This is a genomic window from Vogesella amnigena, assembly GCF_042648905.1.
Lineage (GTDB): Bacteria > Pseudomonadota > Gammaproteobacteria > Burkholderiales > Chromobacteriaceae > Vogesella > Vogesella amnigena.
Map to the genome: position 1 here is coordinate 1 of NZ_JBHRYH010000002.1, position 15,168 is coordinate 15,168.

Annotated in this window: 11 protein-coding genes and 1 tRNA gene; 7 read left to right on the forward strand and 5 right to left on the reverse strand. The window is 62.4% G+C overall.

Annotated elements, in window-relative coordinates; translation table 11 throughout:
* Together ACFOKJ_RS00445 and ACFOKJ_RS00450 are read left to right on the forward strand one after the other, a co-directional pair.
* Positions 1-4,249 (forward strand): type I secretion C-terminal target domain-containing protein (locus ACFOKJ_RS00445; protein ID WP_390276014.1); only part of this gene is annotated, 4,249 nt, incomplete at its 5' end.
* 188 nt (positions 4,250-4,437) lie between these two features.
* On the forward strand, positions 4,438-5,604 hold the full coding sequence (locus ACFOKJ_RS00450; RefSeq protein WP_390276015.1) for a sensor domain-containing phosphodiesterase: 1,167 nt from the start codon (positions 4,438-4,440) through the stop codon (positions 5,602-5,604).
* A 158-nt stretch (positions 5,605-5,762) separates the two neighbouring features.
* Here ACFOKJ_RS00450 and ACFOKJ_RS00455 read toward each other — a convergent pair whose 3' ends face one another.
* From ACFOKJ_RS00455 to ACFOKJ_RS00470, 4 genes are read right to left on the reverse strand one after another with little or no spacing between them, the layout of a single operon-like run.
* A complete protein-coding gene (locus tag ACFOKJ_RS00455; protein ID WP_390276016.1) occupies positions 5,763-6,344 on the reverse strand; it encodes a BON domain-containing protein in 582 nt (193 codons plus the stop codon).
* A complete protein-coding gene (locus ACFOKJ_RS00460) occupies positions 6,341-6,931 on the reverse strand; it encodes a phosphoheptose isomerase (RefSeq protein WP_390276017.1) in 591 nt (196 codons plus the stop codon). Before ACFOKJ_RS00460 ends, ACFOKJ_RS00455 begins: the two co-directional genes overlap by 4 nt.
* A gap of 33 nt (positions 6,932-6,964) precedes the next feature.
* Positions 6,965-7,303: a YraN family protein gene (locus tag ACFOKJ_RS00465; protein ID WP_390276018.1), complete on the reverse strand. Its 339-nt coding sequence runs from the start codon at positions 7,301-7,303 to the stop codon at positions 6,965-6,967.
* Positions 7,300-8,370: a penicillin-binding protein activator gene (locus tag ACFOKJ_RS00470; protein WP_390276019.1), complete on the reverse strand. Its 1,071-nt coding sequence runs from the start codon at positions 8,368-8,370 to the stop codon at positions 7,300-7,302. The genes ACFOKJ_RS00465 and ACFOKJ_RS00470 overlap by 4 nt, the downstream gene beginning before the upstream one ends.
* A gap of 102 nt (positions 8,371-8,472) precedes the next feature.
* Here ACFOKJ_RS00470 and rsmI point away from each other — a divergent pair, with 102 nt between their 5' ends.
* The 3 genes from rsmI to ACFOKJ_RS00485 all read left to right on the forward strand — a co-directional run bounded on the left by rsmI (position 8,473) and on the right by ACFOKJ_RS00485 (position 10,352).
* Positions 8,473-9,303 (forward strand): 16S rRNA (cytidine(1402)-2'-O)-methyltransferase, encoded by an 831-nt coding sequence (rsmI, locus tag ACFOKJ_RS00475; RefSeq protein ID WP_390276253.1) that lies wholly within the window; start codon positions 8,473-8,475, stop codon positions 9,301-9,303.
* Between the two features lie 54 nt (positions 9,304-9,357).
* A tRNA-Leu gene (locus ACFOKJ_RS00480) sits at positions 9,358-9,442 on the forward strand.
* A gap of 151 nt (positions 9,443-9,593) precedes the next feature.
* Positions 9,594-10,352 carry a TatD family hydrolase gene (locus ACFOKJ_RS00485; RefSeq protein WP_390276020.1) on the forward strand — a complete coding sequence of 253 codons (759 nt, stop codon included), beginning with the start codon at positions 9,594-9,596 and terminating at the stop codon, positions 10,350-10,352.
* 103 nt (positions 10,353-10,455) lie between these two features.
* Here ACFOKJ_RS00485 and ACFOKJ_RS00490 read toward each other — a convergent pair whose 3' ends face one another.
* Positions 10,456-12,243, reverse strand: a complete 1,788-nt coding sequence (locus ACFOKJ_RS00490; RefSeq protein WP_390276021.1) for a TolC family outer membrane protein — start codon at positions 12,241-12,243, stop codon at positions 10,456-10,458.
* Between the two features lie 305 nt (positions 12,244-12,548).
* Here ACFOKJ_RS00490 and ACFOKJ_RS00495 point away from each other — a divergent pair, with 305 nt between their 5' ends.
* Positions 12,549-13,166: a transglutaminase-like cysteine peptidase gene (locus ACFOKJ_RS00495; protein ID WP_390276022.1), complete on the forward strand. Its 618-nt coding sequence runs from the start codon at positions 12,549-12,551 to the stop codon at positions 13,164-13,166.
* A 10-nt stretch (positions 13,167-13,176) separates the two neighbouring features.
* Positions 13,177-15,090, forward strand: coding sequence for a bifunctional diguanylate cyclase/phosphodiesterase (locus tag ACFOKJ_RS00500; protein ID WP_390276023.1), 1,914 nt, complete (start codon positions 13,177-13,179; stop codon positions 15,088-15,090).
* The last annotated feature ends 78 nt before the right edge of the window (positions 15,091-15,168 follow it).

The window sequence follows — 15,168 nt, forward strand, 5'->3', positions numbered from 1 at the left end:
TGTAACCGTCAACCTGCAACTGAACGCCGGCGATACCGAAGCCGACGACCTGGGCGCGGTACGCGTGACCCTGGCCGATGGCACCACCGTGGTAACCGCCAACGCTGACGGCAGCTACACCATCCCGGCTGGCCAGACCCAGCTGCTGGTGACCGTGCCGACCGAACAGAACACCACCTACGAAGGCGACGAAGCCTTCAGCCTGACCGTCAGCGGCGGCGAAGGCAGCGTGGGCAGCGACACCGGTAGTGCTGTGATTGTCGACTTGGCGGATCTGCCGAAAGTAAGCAGTGTTGTTGGCGACAGCGTAACCGAGGGTCAGAGCAACACCTTCACCGTTACCCTGAGCAACGACAGCACTACTGCAACCAGCGTCAGCCTGACCCTGGCCGGCGACAGCGCCACCAAGAACGTGGACTTTGAAGGCCAGAGCGTAACGGTAGTGATCGCTGGCAAGGAGCAGACCGTAGCGGTAGCCGCGGACGGCACCTTCAGCGTCTCGCTACCGGCGGGCGAGACCAGCTTCCAGGTGAAGGTGGCAACTACCAACGACAGTGCGCTGGAAAGTAGCGAGCAATACACCCTGCGTGCCGAAGCCAATGCGGTTGGCAAGACTGGCACTGCCACTATCGTTGATAACGACATGGCCGTTTCGGTGGCCAGCGGCCTCGTGGATGAGGATGGCCTGGCAGGTGGTAATGCCCAGCTGCCGGCCGATGCGGATGCCGGCCCGGTGAGCGTCAGCAAGTCGCTGGTGGTGACTGATGGTGATGGCAATGCCGTTAGCGGCGCGCACCTGACTCTGACCACGATCAGCGGCCCGCTGCAGTTGCAGACTGCCGCCGGCGAGCCGGTAGATATCGTGTCGGATGGCAATGGTGGTTTCCGTGGGGTGGCCGGTAACGAAACCGTGTTTACCCTGACGGTAGACAACACGACTTCGCCTGCCAGCTACAGCTTTACCCTGCTGCAACCGGTGAATCACGGCGTGGATGGCGATGCCAGCCAGGTGAGCAGCCAGGATGCGTTGTCGTTCGAGATCGGCTACACCGTGACCGCGGATGGCCATGAGCAGGCCAGCGGTAGCTTTGAAGTGACCGTGCGTGATGATGTACCGACCATGACGACTGCCGATGCAGTTGCCGTGACCCAGCAGTCGATTCCGGTGGTGCTGAACGGTACCGTTGATTTCACCGGTGCCAATGGCAACTTCTCTACCCTGGAAGTCAGCGGCGTGAAGGTAACCGCTATCGGCTTTACCGGCACCGAGTCGGTTGCGCTGGGCGCGGCTGATGTCAATCGCGGTAGCGAAGGTATCGGTGTCAAGAGCAGTGGTAACAACGGTTTCGCGCTGGATAACGAAGTGGATTACCGTTTTGCCGGCACTGGCGCCAGCGCGGAAGGTGTTTCCGAGCAGCTGGTGATTGACCTGAACGGCAAGGTGGCCTACGGCGCCAGCATGGACTTCGCCAAGATGTACGGTGGTGAGGCAGAAACCGGCGTGGCCTACTTCTATCGCAATGGCGTGCTGATCGCGACGCAGACCTTCAGCTCCGATGCCAGCAGTGGTGACTTTGCGGCCAACTTCAAGGTGCAAGAAGGTGGCTTCGACAAGATCGTACTGGCTGCTACCGGTAACGGTAATGGTGCCGGTTCCGAGGACAACAGCGACTTCACGCTCAAGTCGATCACCTTCTTTGGCTCCGAGACGCAGCAGGCAATCGCGACTGCCAGCGGCACCCTGGCGGTGGATTGGGGTGCAGATGGCAAGGGCGCGCTGGAGTTGGTGGGCGGTGAAGCCGGCCTGCGCACCGCATCCGGCAGCCTGATCACCATCAGCAGCGATGGCAGCAACCACCTGATTGGTATGGATGCCGATGGCAAGCTGGTATTTGAAGTGCAGCTGACCCCGGCTACCGGCAAGTGGGAGTTCTTCCAGTACCAGAAAGTGCAGACTCCGGCAGGCGATGGCGACATCGACTTCACCGTGAAAGCAAGCGATGCCGATGGTGACTACATTGGCGGCGGTTTCTCCGTGAAGCCGGTAGTGGCGGTGGCGCTGGTAAGCAGCACCACGGCGGATGATGACGAAGTGCGCTTCAACATCGATGCCAACGCCGGCAACAATGTGTCGCACACGGCGGATATCCAGGACGTGGCGCACGATGCCAAGGTCGAGGTGGCGGGCATGACCTCGGGCTACGACTACAGCTGGGACAGCAGCAGCAAGACGCTGACTGCCAAGCTGGCCGGTGTGACGGTATTCACCGTGACCGTGAACGCCGATAACACCAGCTACAGCTTCACCCAGTACCAGGCACTGGCACACTTGCCGGCGGCACAGGGCGAAGCGGACAGCACCTCGCTGCAATTCCAGCTGCGAGTGGATGGTGCCAGCAGTGGCCCGGCGTTCTCGGTGGTGGTGACTGACGATGCACCGGTGGTAAGCAGCGCACTGAATCTGACCCTGGACAACGCGCCGGATCAGTCCATGAGTGGCGCCGCACCGTTCTCGGTGTCGATGGATGCCACCGATTTCCGCTGGACTACCGCTGCGACCGATACTACCAGCCTGCCCAAGCTGTATGCCGATGGCCAGGTAGTGCAGTACGACCTGAACAGTGGCAGCGACAGCTTCAAGGGCTACATCGTTGAAAACGGTGTGCGCAAGGATGTGATCTCGCTGAGCTTCAATCTGCAGACCGGTAGCTACCAGCTGCAGACTTCCGGTGCCATGTTTGGTAAGGAGTCGACCAGCACCAACTTTGTTGGTACCACCGGTGGTAACCAGTACTCGGTACTGATTTATGGCGATAGCAACAATAACGGTAAAGTTAATGCCGGCGAGCTGCCGCTGGTAGAAGCGGTTGCCCGCACCGGCACTGCCGGTACGCTGACCAAGGTGAACTACTCGTCCGAAGGGCTGGGGGTTGCTGGCGGCCAGGGCAACTGGATTGAGGCTTCGGGGAAAGAGCAGCTGATCCTGAACTTCCGTACCGATGCCAGCAGCGCTACCTTCAGCCTCGAGTCTCAGGGGGGTAGTAGTGCAACTATCAGCTGGATTGCTTACCGTGATGGCGTGGAAGTTGGCCGTGGCACCAACATTACCTTTGATGCTGGCGGTAGCAACGAATACCCGCTGACTATCTCCACCAGCCAGTCTTTCGACCAGATCGTGTTTAACACCACGTCCGGCTCCTGGCGTCCGGAGATCAAGTCGATTACCACTATCGACTACAGCTCTTCGGCCACCCTGAACCTGGGCTATGTGCTGGAAGACGCTGACAAGGACACCGCAACTGGTTCGGTTGCTATCAGCCTGACTGGCAGCACCGCCACCGAGATTCTGGGCCGTGATGGTGATGACCTGATCAGCGTGCAGTCTGATGGCAAGACTGTTGATCTGCAGCTTGGTGCCTACGGGCAAGTTGTTTCTGCCCAGACGACCCAAGTTAGCGCTAGCGTCGATCAGGTGATCGATAGCGGTGCCGGCAATGATTATGTTGAGTCTGGCAGCGGCAACGACGTCATCTACCTGGGTGACTCGGGTAGCAGTCTGCATCCGGTGACCGGCCAGGCGCCGACGCTGGCGGATATCAATGCCACCAAGCTGATGGCGCTGGATGTAGGTAATCTGCTGAATTCGAGTGACACCCTGCGCACCTCTGCGCTTGAAACCAGCAGCAACAGTTCCAGCAGTGTTACCCAGTGGGCGGATGTTGCCCATGGTGGTGCCGGTAATGACAAGATCTACGGCGAAGCCGGTAGCGATCTGATCTACGGTGGCTCTGGCAATGACAAGCTGTATGGTGGCGCCGGCAATGACGGCCTGCGTGGTGGTTTGGGTGACGACCTGCTGGTAGGTGGTCAGGGCAATGATGTGCTGCGTGGGGATGACGGTATCGACACCTTCCGCTGGCAGCTGGGTGACCAGGGTACCGTGGCCAATCCGGCACAGGACGTCATCAAGGACTTCCAGCTCAAGACCCCTTCGTTCAGTGGCGATGTGCTGGATCTGCAGGATCTGCTGCAGGGTGAGAACAGCAGCAATCTGGGCAACTACCTGCATTTCATTGCGGACCCGGCCAACAGCAACAACACCGTGGTGCAGATCAACAGCAGCGGCACTGGCAGCGGCTATGATCAGACCATCACGTTGCAGAACGTGCAGCTGAGTGCACTGGGCTCTGGTGATGCCGACATCATCAACAAGCTGCTGAGCAACGGCAATCTGAAGACCGATCTGTAACAGCGGGCATACTGTCAGTGTGCTCAAGGGCCGGGGTTTCCCCGGCCCTTTTTTCGTCTGCAGGGCAATAAATCGGTCGCGAAGATTGGGCTTGCGGCCAACCTCACTTACACTGGAACGGCAATTGCTAATTTCAGACCATCACCTGATGGAGGAATGTTGTGGATAAGCGACCGGTACGGGATTCCATGCTGCTGGATTCTCACTTTCAGCCCATTTACAGCCTGGCGCATCGCCGGACTGTCGGCATGGAAGCATTGTTGCGGGCAACGGAGGCCGGCCAGGCATTGAGCCCGCTGCAAGTGTACGAGCGCTATATCCGTCGCGATGAGCGGGTGGCGCTGGATCTGGCGGTGTGCGAGGCGCATTGCCGTCGCTATGCCGACATGCCACAGCAGCAGCCACGCTGGCTGTTCCTGAATGTGGACGCCATGACGCTGTCGGATGCCAAACAGGCCTGCGAGCTGGGGCGCATCATCTCCGATTCGGGCATTGCGCCGCAGCGGGTGGTGCTGGAGGTGCTGGAGCAGGCCATCGAGCTGGATGCCCGCCTGATCGAGGGCGTGGCGACATTGCGCGAGCAGGGCTGTTTGCTGGCGATAGACGATTTCGGTGTCGGCCATTCCAATCTGGACCGGGTGTGCAGCCTGGAGCCGGACTTCGTGAAGTTCGATCGCAATCTGCTGCGCAGCGCGGTAACGCAGCAGCGCACCCGCAATCTGCTGTCGCGTTTGGTGCGCCTGATGCACGAAATCGGTGCACTGGTGGTGGTGGAGGGGGTGGAAACCGATTCCGATGTGGTGGTGGCGCTGGATTCCGGTTGTGATCTGGTGCAGGGCTTCTACGTGGCCCGCCCGTCGGCGGTACCGGATGCGGATACGCTGATCACGCCGCGCCTGGATGCCAAGTGGGACGAGCTGATGAACCGCGAGATGCTGCGGCGCAAGCTGAACCGCCGGCAGCTGGAGCTGTCGCGCCAGGCCTTCGTGCAGACCGCCATCGCGCTGATGCAGGGTAGCGAATTCCGCTTTGCCGCCCAGCCGATGATGGCGCTGCCGGACGTGATCCGCTGCTTCCTGCTGGACGACGAGGGGCGCCAGAAAGGGCCGAACCTCAATGTGCGCCAGCTCAGCGAGGCGGACACGCTGCGCTTCGCGCCGATCGAGGACACCACCGGCGCGGTGTGGTCGCGGCGCAGTTACTTCCAGCACGCCATTGATCAACCAGGTGTGCTGTACATGAGCGAGCCATACCTGTCGATGACCGATACCCGCACCTGTGTCACGCTGTCGATGTCGATCGAGATCGACGAGGCGATGCATGTGCTGTGTGCCGATGTGCTGCTGCCGCGCTGAGCGGCGGTGGTTCCGTTGCACCTTGTTGTAGGGAAAGCCCTGTAGCCCGGATAAGCCGCAGGCGCATCCGGGGAAGCGAACATGAAGCCACTCCGGATATTCGGGCATCAGAAACAAAAAACCGGGCCAGGCCCGGTTTTTTGCTTGTGTCCGCCGGTTTACGGCGTAGTGCTGATGGTTTCGAACAGGGTCACCACCTGCAGCACGCCGGAGGTGCTGGCGGCCACCTTGGCGGCAGCATCGCCCTCTGCCTGGGTCACCAGGCCCAGCAGGTAGACCACGCCTCGCTCGGTTACCACCTTGATGGCATTGGGCGGGTAGCCGTTGCCTTCCAGCAGGCGGGTGCGCACCTTGGTGGTGAGCCAGGTATCGCCGTTGCGCTGCGGCAGGCTGGAAGCGGGGGCGATGACCAGGTGGTTGTAGATGCGGCGCACATTGGGCATGCCGCGCAGCTGCAGTTCGATGGCGCTGCGCTGGGCTTCGTCGGCGGCCTCGCCGGTGAGCAGTACCGCGCGGTTATAGCTGGTGACGTTGACATGGGCGGACGGGTAGCGCTCGCCGATTACCTGCGCGGCTTTCAGTTCGATACCCTGGTCGTCCACATAGGTGCCACTGGTGCGGCGATCGGTGGCGACCATGGCGCCGGCGGCCACGCCACCGGCTACCAGCGGAAAGCAGGCCGTCAGGTTGGCCGCAGCCAGGGTGGCCAGCAGCAGGGCAGTTACGCGTTGTTTCATCATTCACCTCCCAACAGCATGTAATCGATGGCGTCGCACAGTGCGTGCAGCAGCAGCAGGTGCACTTCCTGCACGCGGGCGGCGCGGGTAACGGGGACATTCAGGTGCAGGTCTTCCGGCGACAGGATCTCGGCCACCTGGCCACCATCGTTGCCGGTGAGGGCAATCACGTTCATGCCGCGCTCGTGGGCGGCGTAGATGGCCTCGATGATGTTGGCGGAGTTGCCGCTGCTGCTGATCACCAGCAGCAGGTCGTTGTGGTGGCCAAGTGCCCGTACCTGCTTGGAGAAGATCAGGTCGAATTCGTAATCGTTCCCCACCGCCGTCAGCGACGGGCTGTCGGACGACAGCGCGATGGCGGCCAGGCCGGGGCGTTCCTTCTCGAAATGCCCCAGCATCATGGTGACGAAGTGGTGGGCATCTGCCGCCGCGCCGCCATTGCCGCAGGCCAGAATCTTGCCCTCGTTCATCAGGCTGGCCACCATGCGTTCCGCTGCCACGGCAATGGCGGGCGACAGCTCGTCCATTACCAGCTGCAGGGTGGCGATACTTTCCCGGAAATGTCCGCCAGCGCGGTCAATCAGGTCCATGCTTGTTCCTCGAATCCTGCTGGCCGTTACGGCTCAGCTGATGATGTTTTTCAGCCAGCTTGCCGGCGCGTCGCCGTCGAACAGCACGGCGTCGAAACGGCAGGGGGCGTTGCTGCGCTGCTGGCTCAGGTACAGGTTGGCCGCAGCGGTGAGTTTCTGGCATTTGGCGTGGCTGATGCTGGCGGCGGCACCGCCAAAGCGGCTGTCGCGCCGCGCACGCACTTCCACGAATACCAGGGTGGCGCCATCGCGCATGATCAGATCGATTTCGCCGACGCGGCAATGCCAGTTGCTACATACCAGCTGCAAGCCTTGTTGCTGCAGCCAGCGGGCGGCCTGCTGCTCGAAGGCACTGCCGGTGTTGCGGCTCACTGGGTGCCGCCTACCACGCTGCTGGGCAGATCGCGCTGTACCTGCCAGCCCTTGCCCAGGCGCAGGTCGCCAGTGGCGCCGCCAAGCTTGATCTGTGCCGGTGCCTTGCCGCTGGCCAGGGCGCTTGCCAGACGATAGGCATCCACCCCCAGCGCATACAGCCGTTCTGTAGCGCGGGTCAGGTTGCCGCTGGGGCGGGCAATGCCACGGGTTTCCGGGTGTTCCGGCATCAGGAACCACGGCATGTCCACGAAACGCACGCCTTGCAGGCTGGGCACCGGTTGCTGGGTGTTGACCAGCGATACCGCATAGCTGGCCAGGCTAGCCGGCAGCAGGGCGCGGTTTGCCGCTGCCTCCTTGCTGTCCAGTGCCAGGATCACGGCATCGGCGCCGGACAGCGCGGCGTTCAGCTGCTCCGGGTCCGGATTGCTGACATCCACCTCGCGCAGCGGTTTGCCGCCGCGGGCAGGCCAGGCCTCGGTAAACGCCGTGCGCAGGCGCTGCGATAGCGGTTCGGCATTGAACAGCAGTACCGGTTGCTGACGGCCATCATCCTGCAGCAGACGCACTACCGGTGGCGCCTCGGTTTCCACTGCCAGGCTCAGGCTCCACACCTTGCTGCCGGCAGGAGGGGCTTGCTCCAGCGTATTCAGCACCAGTGCCGGCAATTTGCTGTGCTGCGCCAGTCGCGCCGCGCCCTGGCGTGTCATCGGGCCTACGATAAAGCTGGCACCGGCCGATTGCAGCTGCTGGTAGCCGGCCTCGATGGCGGCATCGTCTGTCAGGCTGGCTACGCTGATCTGTGTATTACTGTCCAGGTTGGCCGCGGCGGCGGCGTCGAAGCCGGCTTTCAGCACCTGTGCCGCTTCCTTCAATTGCGGAGAATCCAGTGGCAGCAGCAGCCCCAAATGCACGGCCTTGCCGCTGCGGTTGCTGGCTTGTGGCATGGCGGGAGTGGCCACGGCGGTAGTGGTGGCCGGCTTGCTGCCGGGGGGCGGCTGCAACTGCTGCTGATTTTGCTGCAGGATGTAGCCGGAGGGTTGGGCAATCGCTACACTGGCCGCCAATAAAACGGCAGTGCCGGAAACCCATGGAGCCAATACGTGCAGACAGCGCTTGATCACTTGATGAATTCTGCTCGGGAAACGTTTATCAACGGGGCATTATATGTGGTGGCCACGCCCATTGGAAATCTGGCGGATGTGACCGTGCGCGCCCTGGCCGGGTTCCACGCGGCGGACATTATCCTGGCCGAAGACACCCGGGTGACCGGCAGTTTATTGACCGCGTACGGTATCCATAAAAAGCTGATCAGCCTGCGCGAACACAACGAGCGCGAGATGGCAGCCAGCGTGCTGCGCTGGCTGGAAGAAGGCAAGATCGTACTGCAGGTGTCCGATGCCGGCACGCCGGGTATCTCCGACCCCGGTACGCGCCTGGCCGAAGCGGTATGGGCTGCCGGCCTGCGCGTGGTGCCTGTGGTGGGCGCCTCGGCCGTGGTTGGCGCCATGTCCGCCGCCGGGCTGGAAACCGGGCAGTTCCACTTTCACGGCTTTCTGCCGCCCAAGAGCGGCGCACGCTGCAAAACCCTGCAGCAATGGCAGCAGGCCGAGTACGCCGTGGTGTGCTACGAAGCGCCGCATCGCATTCTGGAGTGCGTGGAAGACATCGTGGCCACGCTGGGAGCCGAGCGCCAACTGGTGCTGGCGCGCGAACTCACCAAGACCTTCGAAACCTTCCTGCGTCTGCCCGCCGCCGAGTTGGCCGCACGCATCCGTGCCGACAGCAACCAGCAGCGCGGCGAATGCGTGCTGATCATTGATGCCGCACCGCGCATAACACAGGCAGACGACGCACTGCCGGCTCCGGCGCTGGCGCTGCTGGCCCAGCTGGCAGAGCTGCTGCCCACCAAGCAGGCTGCGGCCGTTGTCGCCAGTCATTACGACTTGAACAAGAAGCAGCTGTACGATGCTGCGCTGCAGCTGAAGGCCAAGGAATAAGGTTTACAGCGCCATGGCGGCCCGATTATAATCCGCAGCCTTGATGCAAATGTCGCCCGGGTGGCGAAATTGGTAGACGCAGGGGACTCAAAATCCCCCGCCGCAAGGCGTGCCGGTTCGAGTCCGGCCCCGGGCACCACGACAATGCATCAGGAAGTCCAAGACAGTCCATCAAACCCGCACAGCGCAAGGCTCTGCGGGTTTTTTGTTGTCCGGTTGGTATTGCTCGCCGCTGGCAAATGCGACAGCTTGCAGCTACCTTGCAAGCGTTGTTACTCCGGTTTGTTTCCATGTTCATCGACACCCACCTGCATCTCGATGCTGCCGAATTCGACCCCGACCGTGCCGCCCTGTGGCAACAGGCGCGGCAGGCTGGCGTCTCGCAAGCGATTGTGCCGGCGGTGTCTGCGGCCAACTTTGCCGCGGTTGGCCGCATGCGCAGCGAGTTTGGCGTGGCGGTGGCCTATGGTCTGCACCCGATGTACCTGGCCGAGCACCAGGACGAGCATCTGCTATTGCTGGCGGAATGGCTGGAGCGCGAGCGGCCGGTGGCGGTGGGGGAGTGCGGGCTGGATCTGTTCGTGCCGGGCCTGGACCCGGTGCGACAGCAGGCGCTGTTGCTGGCGCAGCTCAAGCTGGCTCGGCGCTTTGATCTGCCGGTGATCCTGCATGTGCGGCGCGCGCAGGATCAGGTGCTGAAATGCCTGCGGCAGGTGAAAGTGCGTGGTGGGGTGGCGCATGCTTTCAATGGCAGCGAGCAACAGGCACAGGCATTTATCGACCTGGGCTTTTGCCTCGGCTTTGGCGGGGCAATGACCTATCAGGGTTCACAGCGCATCCGCCGCCTGGCGGCCAGCCTGCCGCTGTCGGCGCTGGTGCTGGAGACCGACGGGCCGGACATTCCGCCGCAATGGGCGCAAGGCGTGCCGAATCAACCCGTCAATCTGGCGCGCATTGCCGCGGAACTGGCGGCATTGCGCGGCATGCCGCTGGAAGACATCGCTCACGCCACGACTGCCAATGCGCGGCGTATCTTTCCCGGGCTGTAGCTCGTCAAGCTTGCCAGCTAGCATGACAAAGCCCCTTCGCAGAGCGAAAGGGCTTTGAGGGTTGCCGCAGCGCGCCGGTAGACCGGCGCATCCGTGCTGGCGCTTACTTCTTGACGGCTTTTTTCGCCGGCTTTTTCACTGGCAGCGGGGCTGCTGGTGCCGAGCTGTCCTGGATCACCACCACTACGCGGCGGTGGGTCGGATCGGTCGGTGCCAGGTTGGGCAGCAGGCGGGTGCTGCCGTAGCCTTCGCTATCCATGCGGCTGGCGGCAATGCCCTTGCTTACCAGGTAGTCACGCACAGATTGGGCGCGGCGCTTGGACAGGTCCAGGTTGTGGTTGAAGCTGCCGGTGGTGTCGGTGTGACCCTCCACGCGGTAGCGCTTGTTGGCCAGCTCCGGTGCGCTCAGGGTAGCTGCCAGCTGGTCGAGTGCCGGCAGGCTTTCCGGACGCAGCTTGGCGGAATCCAGGTCAAACTGCACCTGTACGCGTACGGTCATGTCCTTCTGTACCGGCTGCGGCTGGGTGTTGGCCACTACGGTGCGCGAACCGATCTTGTCCTTGTCCAGGGTCATCGGCGCGGTGTAGTCGGTCGGGCAGCTCGGGTAGGTCAGGTCGTCCACCTGGTTCAGCGCGCTGTCCTGCGGCACGATCTGCAGTGCCTGCAGCAGGCGGCCGGATTCACCCAGTACGCGGTAGATGGCCAGTTGCTGGTTCATCTCGCCATTCAGCTGCTCGCGGCGGGCATCGAACAGTTCGTTTTCGCTGTCCAGCAAGTCAAGCAGGGTACGCTGGCCGATATCGAACTGCGCACGGTAGGCATCGCGTGCCTTTTCGGTGGACAGTGCGTGCTGGCGCAGGGCATCCAGCTGGCTGGTGATCTTCACCACGTCGTTGTTGGCGATGCTCACTTGCTGGCGCATGTCGCGGCAGGCCTTCACGCCCAGCGCTTCGGCTTCGCCCTTGCGCTCGGTGGCTGCCAGCAGACGGGCACGGTCGGCACCGCCACGCAGCAGGTTCATGCTGAATACCAGGTCGACAGCGGTATCGCGGTACTTGTTGTCGGTGTTCTGGTAGTTGGAGGTTTCCACGTGGGTGGCACGCAGGTCGACGCGCGGCGAGAAGGCGCCCTTGCGCACGTTGATGTCATGCTCGGACGCGCGGTAGAACGAGCGTGCGGCCAACAGGGTCGGGTTGTTCTTGTCGGCCAGCGGAATCAGCTCGTTGCTGTTCGGCACCAGCGACATGTCCAGCGCCGGCAGCACCAGTTCCTGCGGCGGACGGCTGCCCATGATGCGCTCGTAGCGGGCGGACACATCGTGCAGGTTGGACATCTCGTTGATCAGGTTGGATTCGGCCAGGCTCATGCGGCCGTTGATCTGCTCCAGGTCCACGCGACGGCCCACGCCCTGCGATACGCGCTGCAGGATCTGCTCGTAGATGCCCTTGTGTACCGCGTAGTTTTCCTGGGCGATTTCCACCAGTTTGCTGTAACGCACCACGTCGATGAAGGCGCGAACCGCTTCCAGGCCCTGGGCTTCGGCGGCGGCAAGGTATTCGTAGTAGCGGGCGCGTGCGGTGTAGTCCAGCTGCTTGAGCTGGTTCACGGTCTGGAAGCCCTGGAACAGGTTCTGGTTCAGGGTGGCTTCGTAACCATGGCGGTTGAAGCTGGAGGTGGTGGCGGTGGTGCTGTTGATCGGGTCACGCAGGTTTTCGTGGCCGGTGGTATAGCTCACGTCGATCGTCGGGAAAAAGTCTGCCCGGGCGATACCTTTTTCTTCCGCGCTGGCGCGGAAGTTGTACCATTTCATGCCGATTTCCGGGTTGCTCTTCACGGTTTCGACTACGGCATTCTTCAGGTCAAGGCCGTAGGAAACAGCAGGAATGGACATGGCCAGTAATGCCATGAGCGTATACCCATGCAGATATTTACGACGGAAGTTCATGATAGCCTCGCAATTGCCTTCAGATTGTGAAGTGTTTGGTTCGAAGTATTTTAAATATAACCTATAGTATGTGAATTCTCGGAACTGCCCATGGCAGTGTCAAGTAAAAAGATAGGACGCTGTTGTTACTACAACGGTATTTTCCACAGGCCCGCCCCCGTATGCTTGGTATAGAAGCTATTCGCCGGTTTGCTGCGACTTTTATCGCGAACGTCCTGCCCCGCTGCCTGCTACTGGCTGGCAGCGGGGTAGTGGTGTTGCTGGCGGGGATGGTGCTGGCCAGTGTCAGCGCGGATCGCGCAGAGCAGCTGTATGGCCCGCAAGTGTTGCGTATTTATCGCGACTGGCAGCAGCTGGTACTGCGTCTGGGGCGTGAAGGGACGGAGGACGGCAGGATCCGCGAGGTGAATCAGTTCCTGAACCAGCGGCTGCGCTACATGGAGGACAGCATGCTGTGGCGGCAGGAGGACTACTGGGCCACGCCGCTGGAATCCATGAGCCGGGGCGCCGGCGACTGCGAGGATTACGCCATAGCCAAGTACTTCACCCTGCGCGAACTGGGGGTGGCGCCGCAGAAGCTGCGCATGGTCTATGTCAAGGCACGTATCGGCGGCCCGTCCAGCACCATTACCCAGGCGCATATGGTGCTGGCCTATTACGCCACGCCCACGGCCGAGCCGCTGGTGCTGGATAGCCTGGTCACCAGCATCCTGCCGGCCTCGCAGCGTAATGATCTGCAGCCGGTATTCAGCTTCAACGCCGATGGCATCTGGGTGGGTAACAGCACGGCGCCGAATGCCAATGTCGACCGGTTGACCCGCTGGCGGCAGCTTATCGATAAAATGAAATCCGAAGGCTTTATAAATTGAGAGCGCCAATATGAAACGCGTTTCCCTGATACAGCAGCTATGGTTCCTGGTGGTGGCGGCGGTGGTGCTGGCAGCGGCCGGTAGCCTGGCGGCCAACCTGTACAACGCCCGCGACTACCTGGAACAGCAACTGGCGGCGCAGAGTGCCGATGCGGCCAACTCGCTGGCGCTGCTCATCACCCAGAACCAGGCCGACAAGGCCATGGGCGAGACATTGATCAATGCCGCCTTCGACCAGGGGCACTTCCGCCGCATCACCTGGCTGGATCCGGAAGGCAAGCCCAAGATCCAGCGCATCAACGCCGCCCAGTTCGGCGGTGCGCCGGACTGGTTCCGCCAGGTGCTGCCGCTCAGCTCCACCCCGGCACGCGCCATGATCAGCAGCGGCTGGATGCAGGCCGGGCTCATCGAAGTGGAGAGCGAGGCCGGTTACGCCTATGCCTCGCTGTGGCAGGGGGCGCTGACGGTATCGTTCTGGGTGCTGATGGCCGGCATCGTGGTGGGGCTGATCGGCTCCCTGGGCGTCAATACCATCCGCCGCCAGCTGCTGGCGGTAGTGGACCAGGCCAAGGCCATCACCCAGCGGCGCTTTGTCACCATCCCCGAGCCGGAAGGCCCGGAAATGGGGCGTCTGGCACAGGCAATGAACGCCATGGTGACGCGGGTGAAGCTGATGTTCGAGGAAGAGGCGGCGCGGCTGGAGGAAATGCGCCAGCAGATCAACTTCGACAAGGTAACGGCGCTGGCCAACCGCGATTACTTCATGGGCCGGCTGGGTGCCACCCTGGGCGAGCCGGATGTGGCGCAGGAAATGCTGGTGCTGATCCGCATTGGCGGCCTGGCGGAGCTGAACGCCCAGCTGGGGCGCCCGCTTACCGATGAAATGCTGGCACAGTTTGGTCAGGCGCTGCGCAACCCACGGCGCTTCGGCGACGACAGCATTGCCGCCCGCCTGAATGGTGCCGATTTCACCCTGCTGGCCCTGCAAAGCCATGTCGATGCCGACAAGATAAGCACCCTGCACGACGAGTTGGCCGCACAGCTGAGCAGCTTTGCCGGCCAGCCGGTACTGCTGGCCATGGCCGCCACCGATCTGCGCCAGGGCGACAGCGTGCGCGACGTGATGTCACGGCTGGATGCCGCGCTGGCGCTGGCCGAGGTCAACGGCGGTCGCCGGGTGGAGGTGGCTACCAGCAATGTCAGCAAGCAACCGGCGCTGACCGCGGAACGCTGGGGCGGCTTGCTGGATCAGGCGGTAGCCGAGCGCGGCTTCAAGCTGGTGCGCTTCGCGGTGCGCAATGCCCAGGGTGGCATGCTGCACGAAGAAGCTCCCCTGCGTTTGCGCCAGGGCGAAGAGTGGCTGCCTGCCGGCCAGTTCCTGCCGATGGCTATCCGTACCCGCCGCGTGGCGGGGCTGGACCTGGCAGCGGTGGCCATGGCGCTGCAGCAGCTGGCGGATGATCCGGGCTGCGCCGGGCTGGGGGTGAACCTGGCGGCGGAATCGCTGGATGACGACAGCTTCATTACGCAACTGGCGGCGCTGATACGCGGCCAGCGTCAGGCTGCTGGCCGCCTGTGGATGGAAATGGCCGAGGCTGGCGTGATGCCACGCTTCGAGCGCTTCCGTGCGCTGTGCCTGGCGCTGGAAGATCTGCCCTGCAAGATCGGTATCGAGCACTTTGGCCGCCAGTTCAGCCTGATCGGCCAGCTGCATGACCTGGGTATCGATTACCTGAAGGTGGATGGCAGTTTCGTGCAGCAGATCGAGCAGCACAGCGGCAACCAGAGCTTCCTCAAGGGCGTGTGCAATATTGGCCACAACATCGGCCTGGGCGTGATTGCCGAAGGGGTGAAAACAGAAGCAGAGGCTAGCATGCTGTTCTCGCTGGGCTTTGATGCGGTTACCGGGCCGGGCGTGAAATAAGGGTTTTAGCGAGTGGATTGGGTAAAGCAGTACTGAATCCGCTGCGCGGATGATGATTTAGGTGCCGGTTCCGCCCGG

What these genes read in the sequence shown, in the direction of transcription:
- ACFOKJ_RS00450 (WP_390276015.1), top strand. Translation starts at nt 4,438, where the DNA reads ATGCTGCTGGATTCTCACTTTCAGCCCATTTACAGCCTGGCGCATCGC.
- ACFOKJ_RS00455 (WP_390276016.1), bottom strand. Translation starts at nt 6,344, where the DNA reads ATGATGAAACAACGCGTAACTGCCCTGCTGCTGGCCACCCTGGCTGCG.
- ACFOKJ_RS00460 (WP_390276017.1), bottom strand. Translation starts at nt 6,931, where the DNA reads ATGGACCTGATTGACCGCGCTGGCGGACATTTCCGGGAAAGTATCGCC.
- ACFOKJ_RS00485 (WP_390276020.1), top strand. Translation starts at nt 9,594, where the DNA reads ATGTTCATCGACACCCACCTGCATCTCGATGCTGCCGAATTCGACCCC.
- ACFOKJ_RS00500 (WP_390276023.1), top strand. Translation starts at nt 13,177, where the DNA reads ATGAAACGCGTTTCCCTGATACAGCAGCTATGGTTCCTGGTGGTGGCG.
- ACFOKJ_RS00490 (WP_390276021.1), bottom strand. Translation starts at nt 12,243, where the DNA reads ATGTCCATTCCTGCTGTTTCCTACGGCCTTGACCTGAAGAATGCCGTA.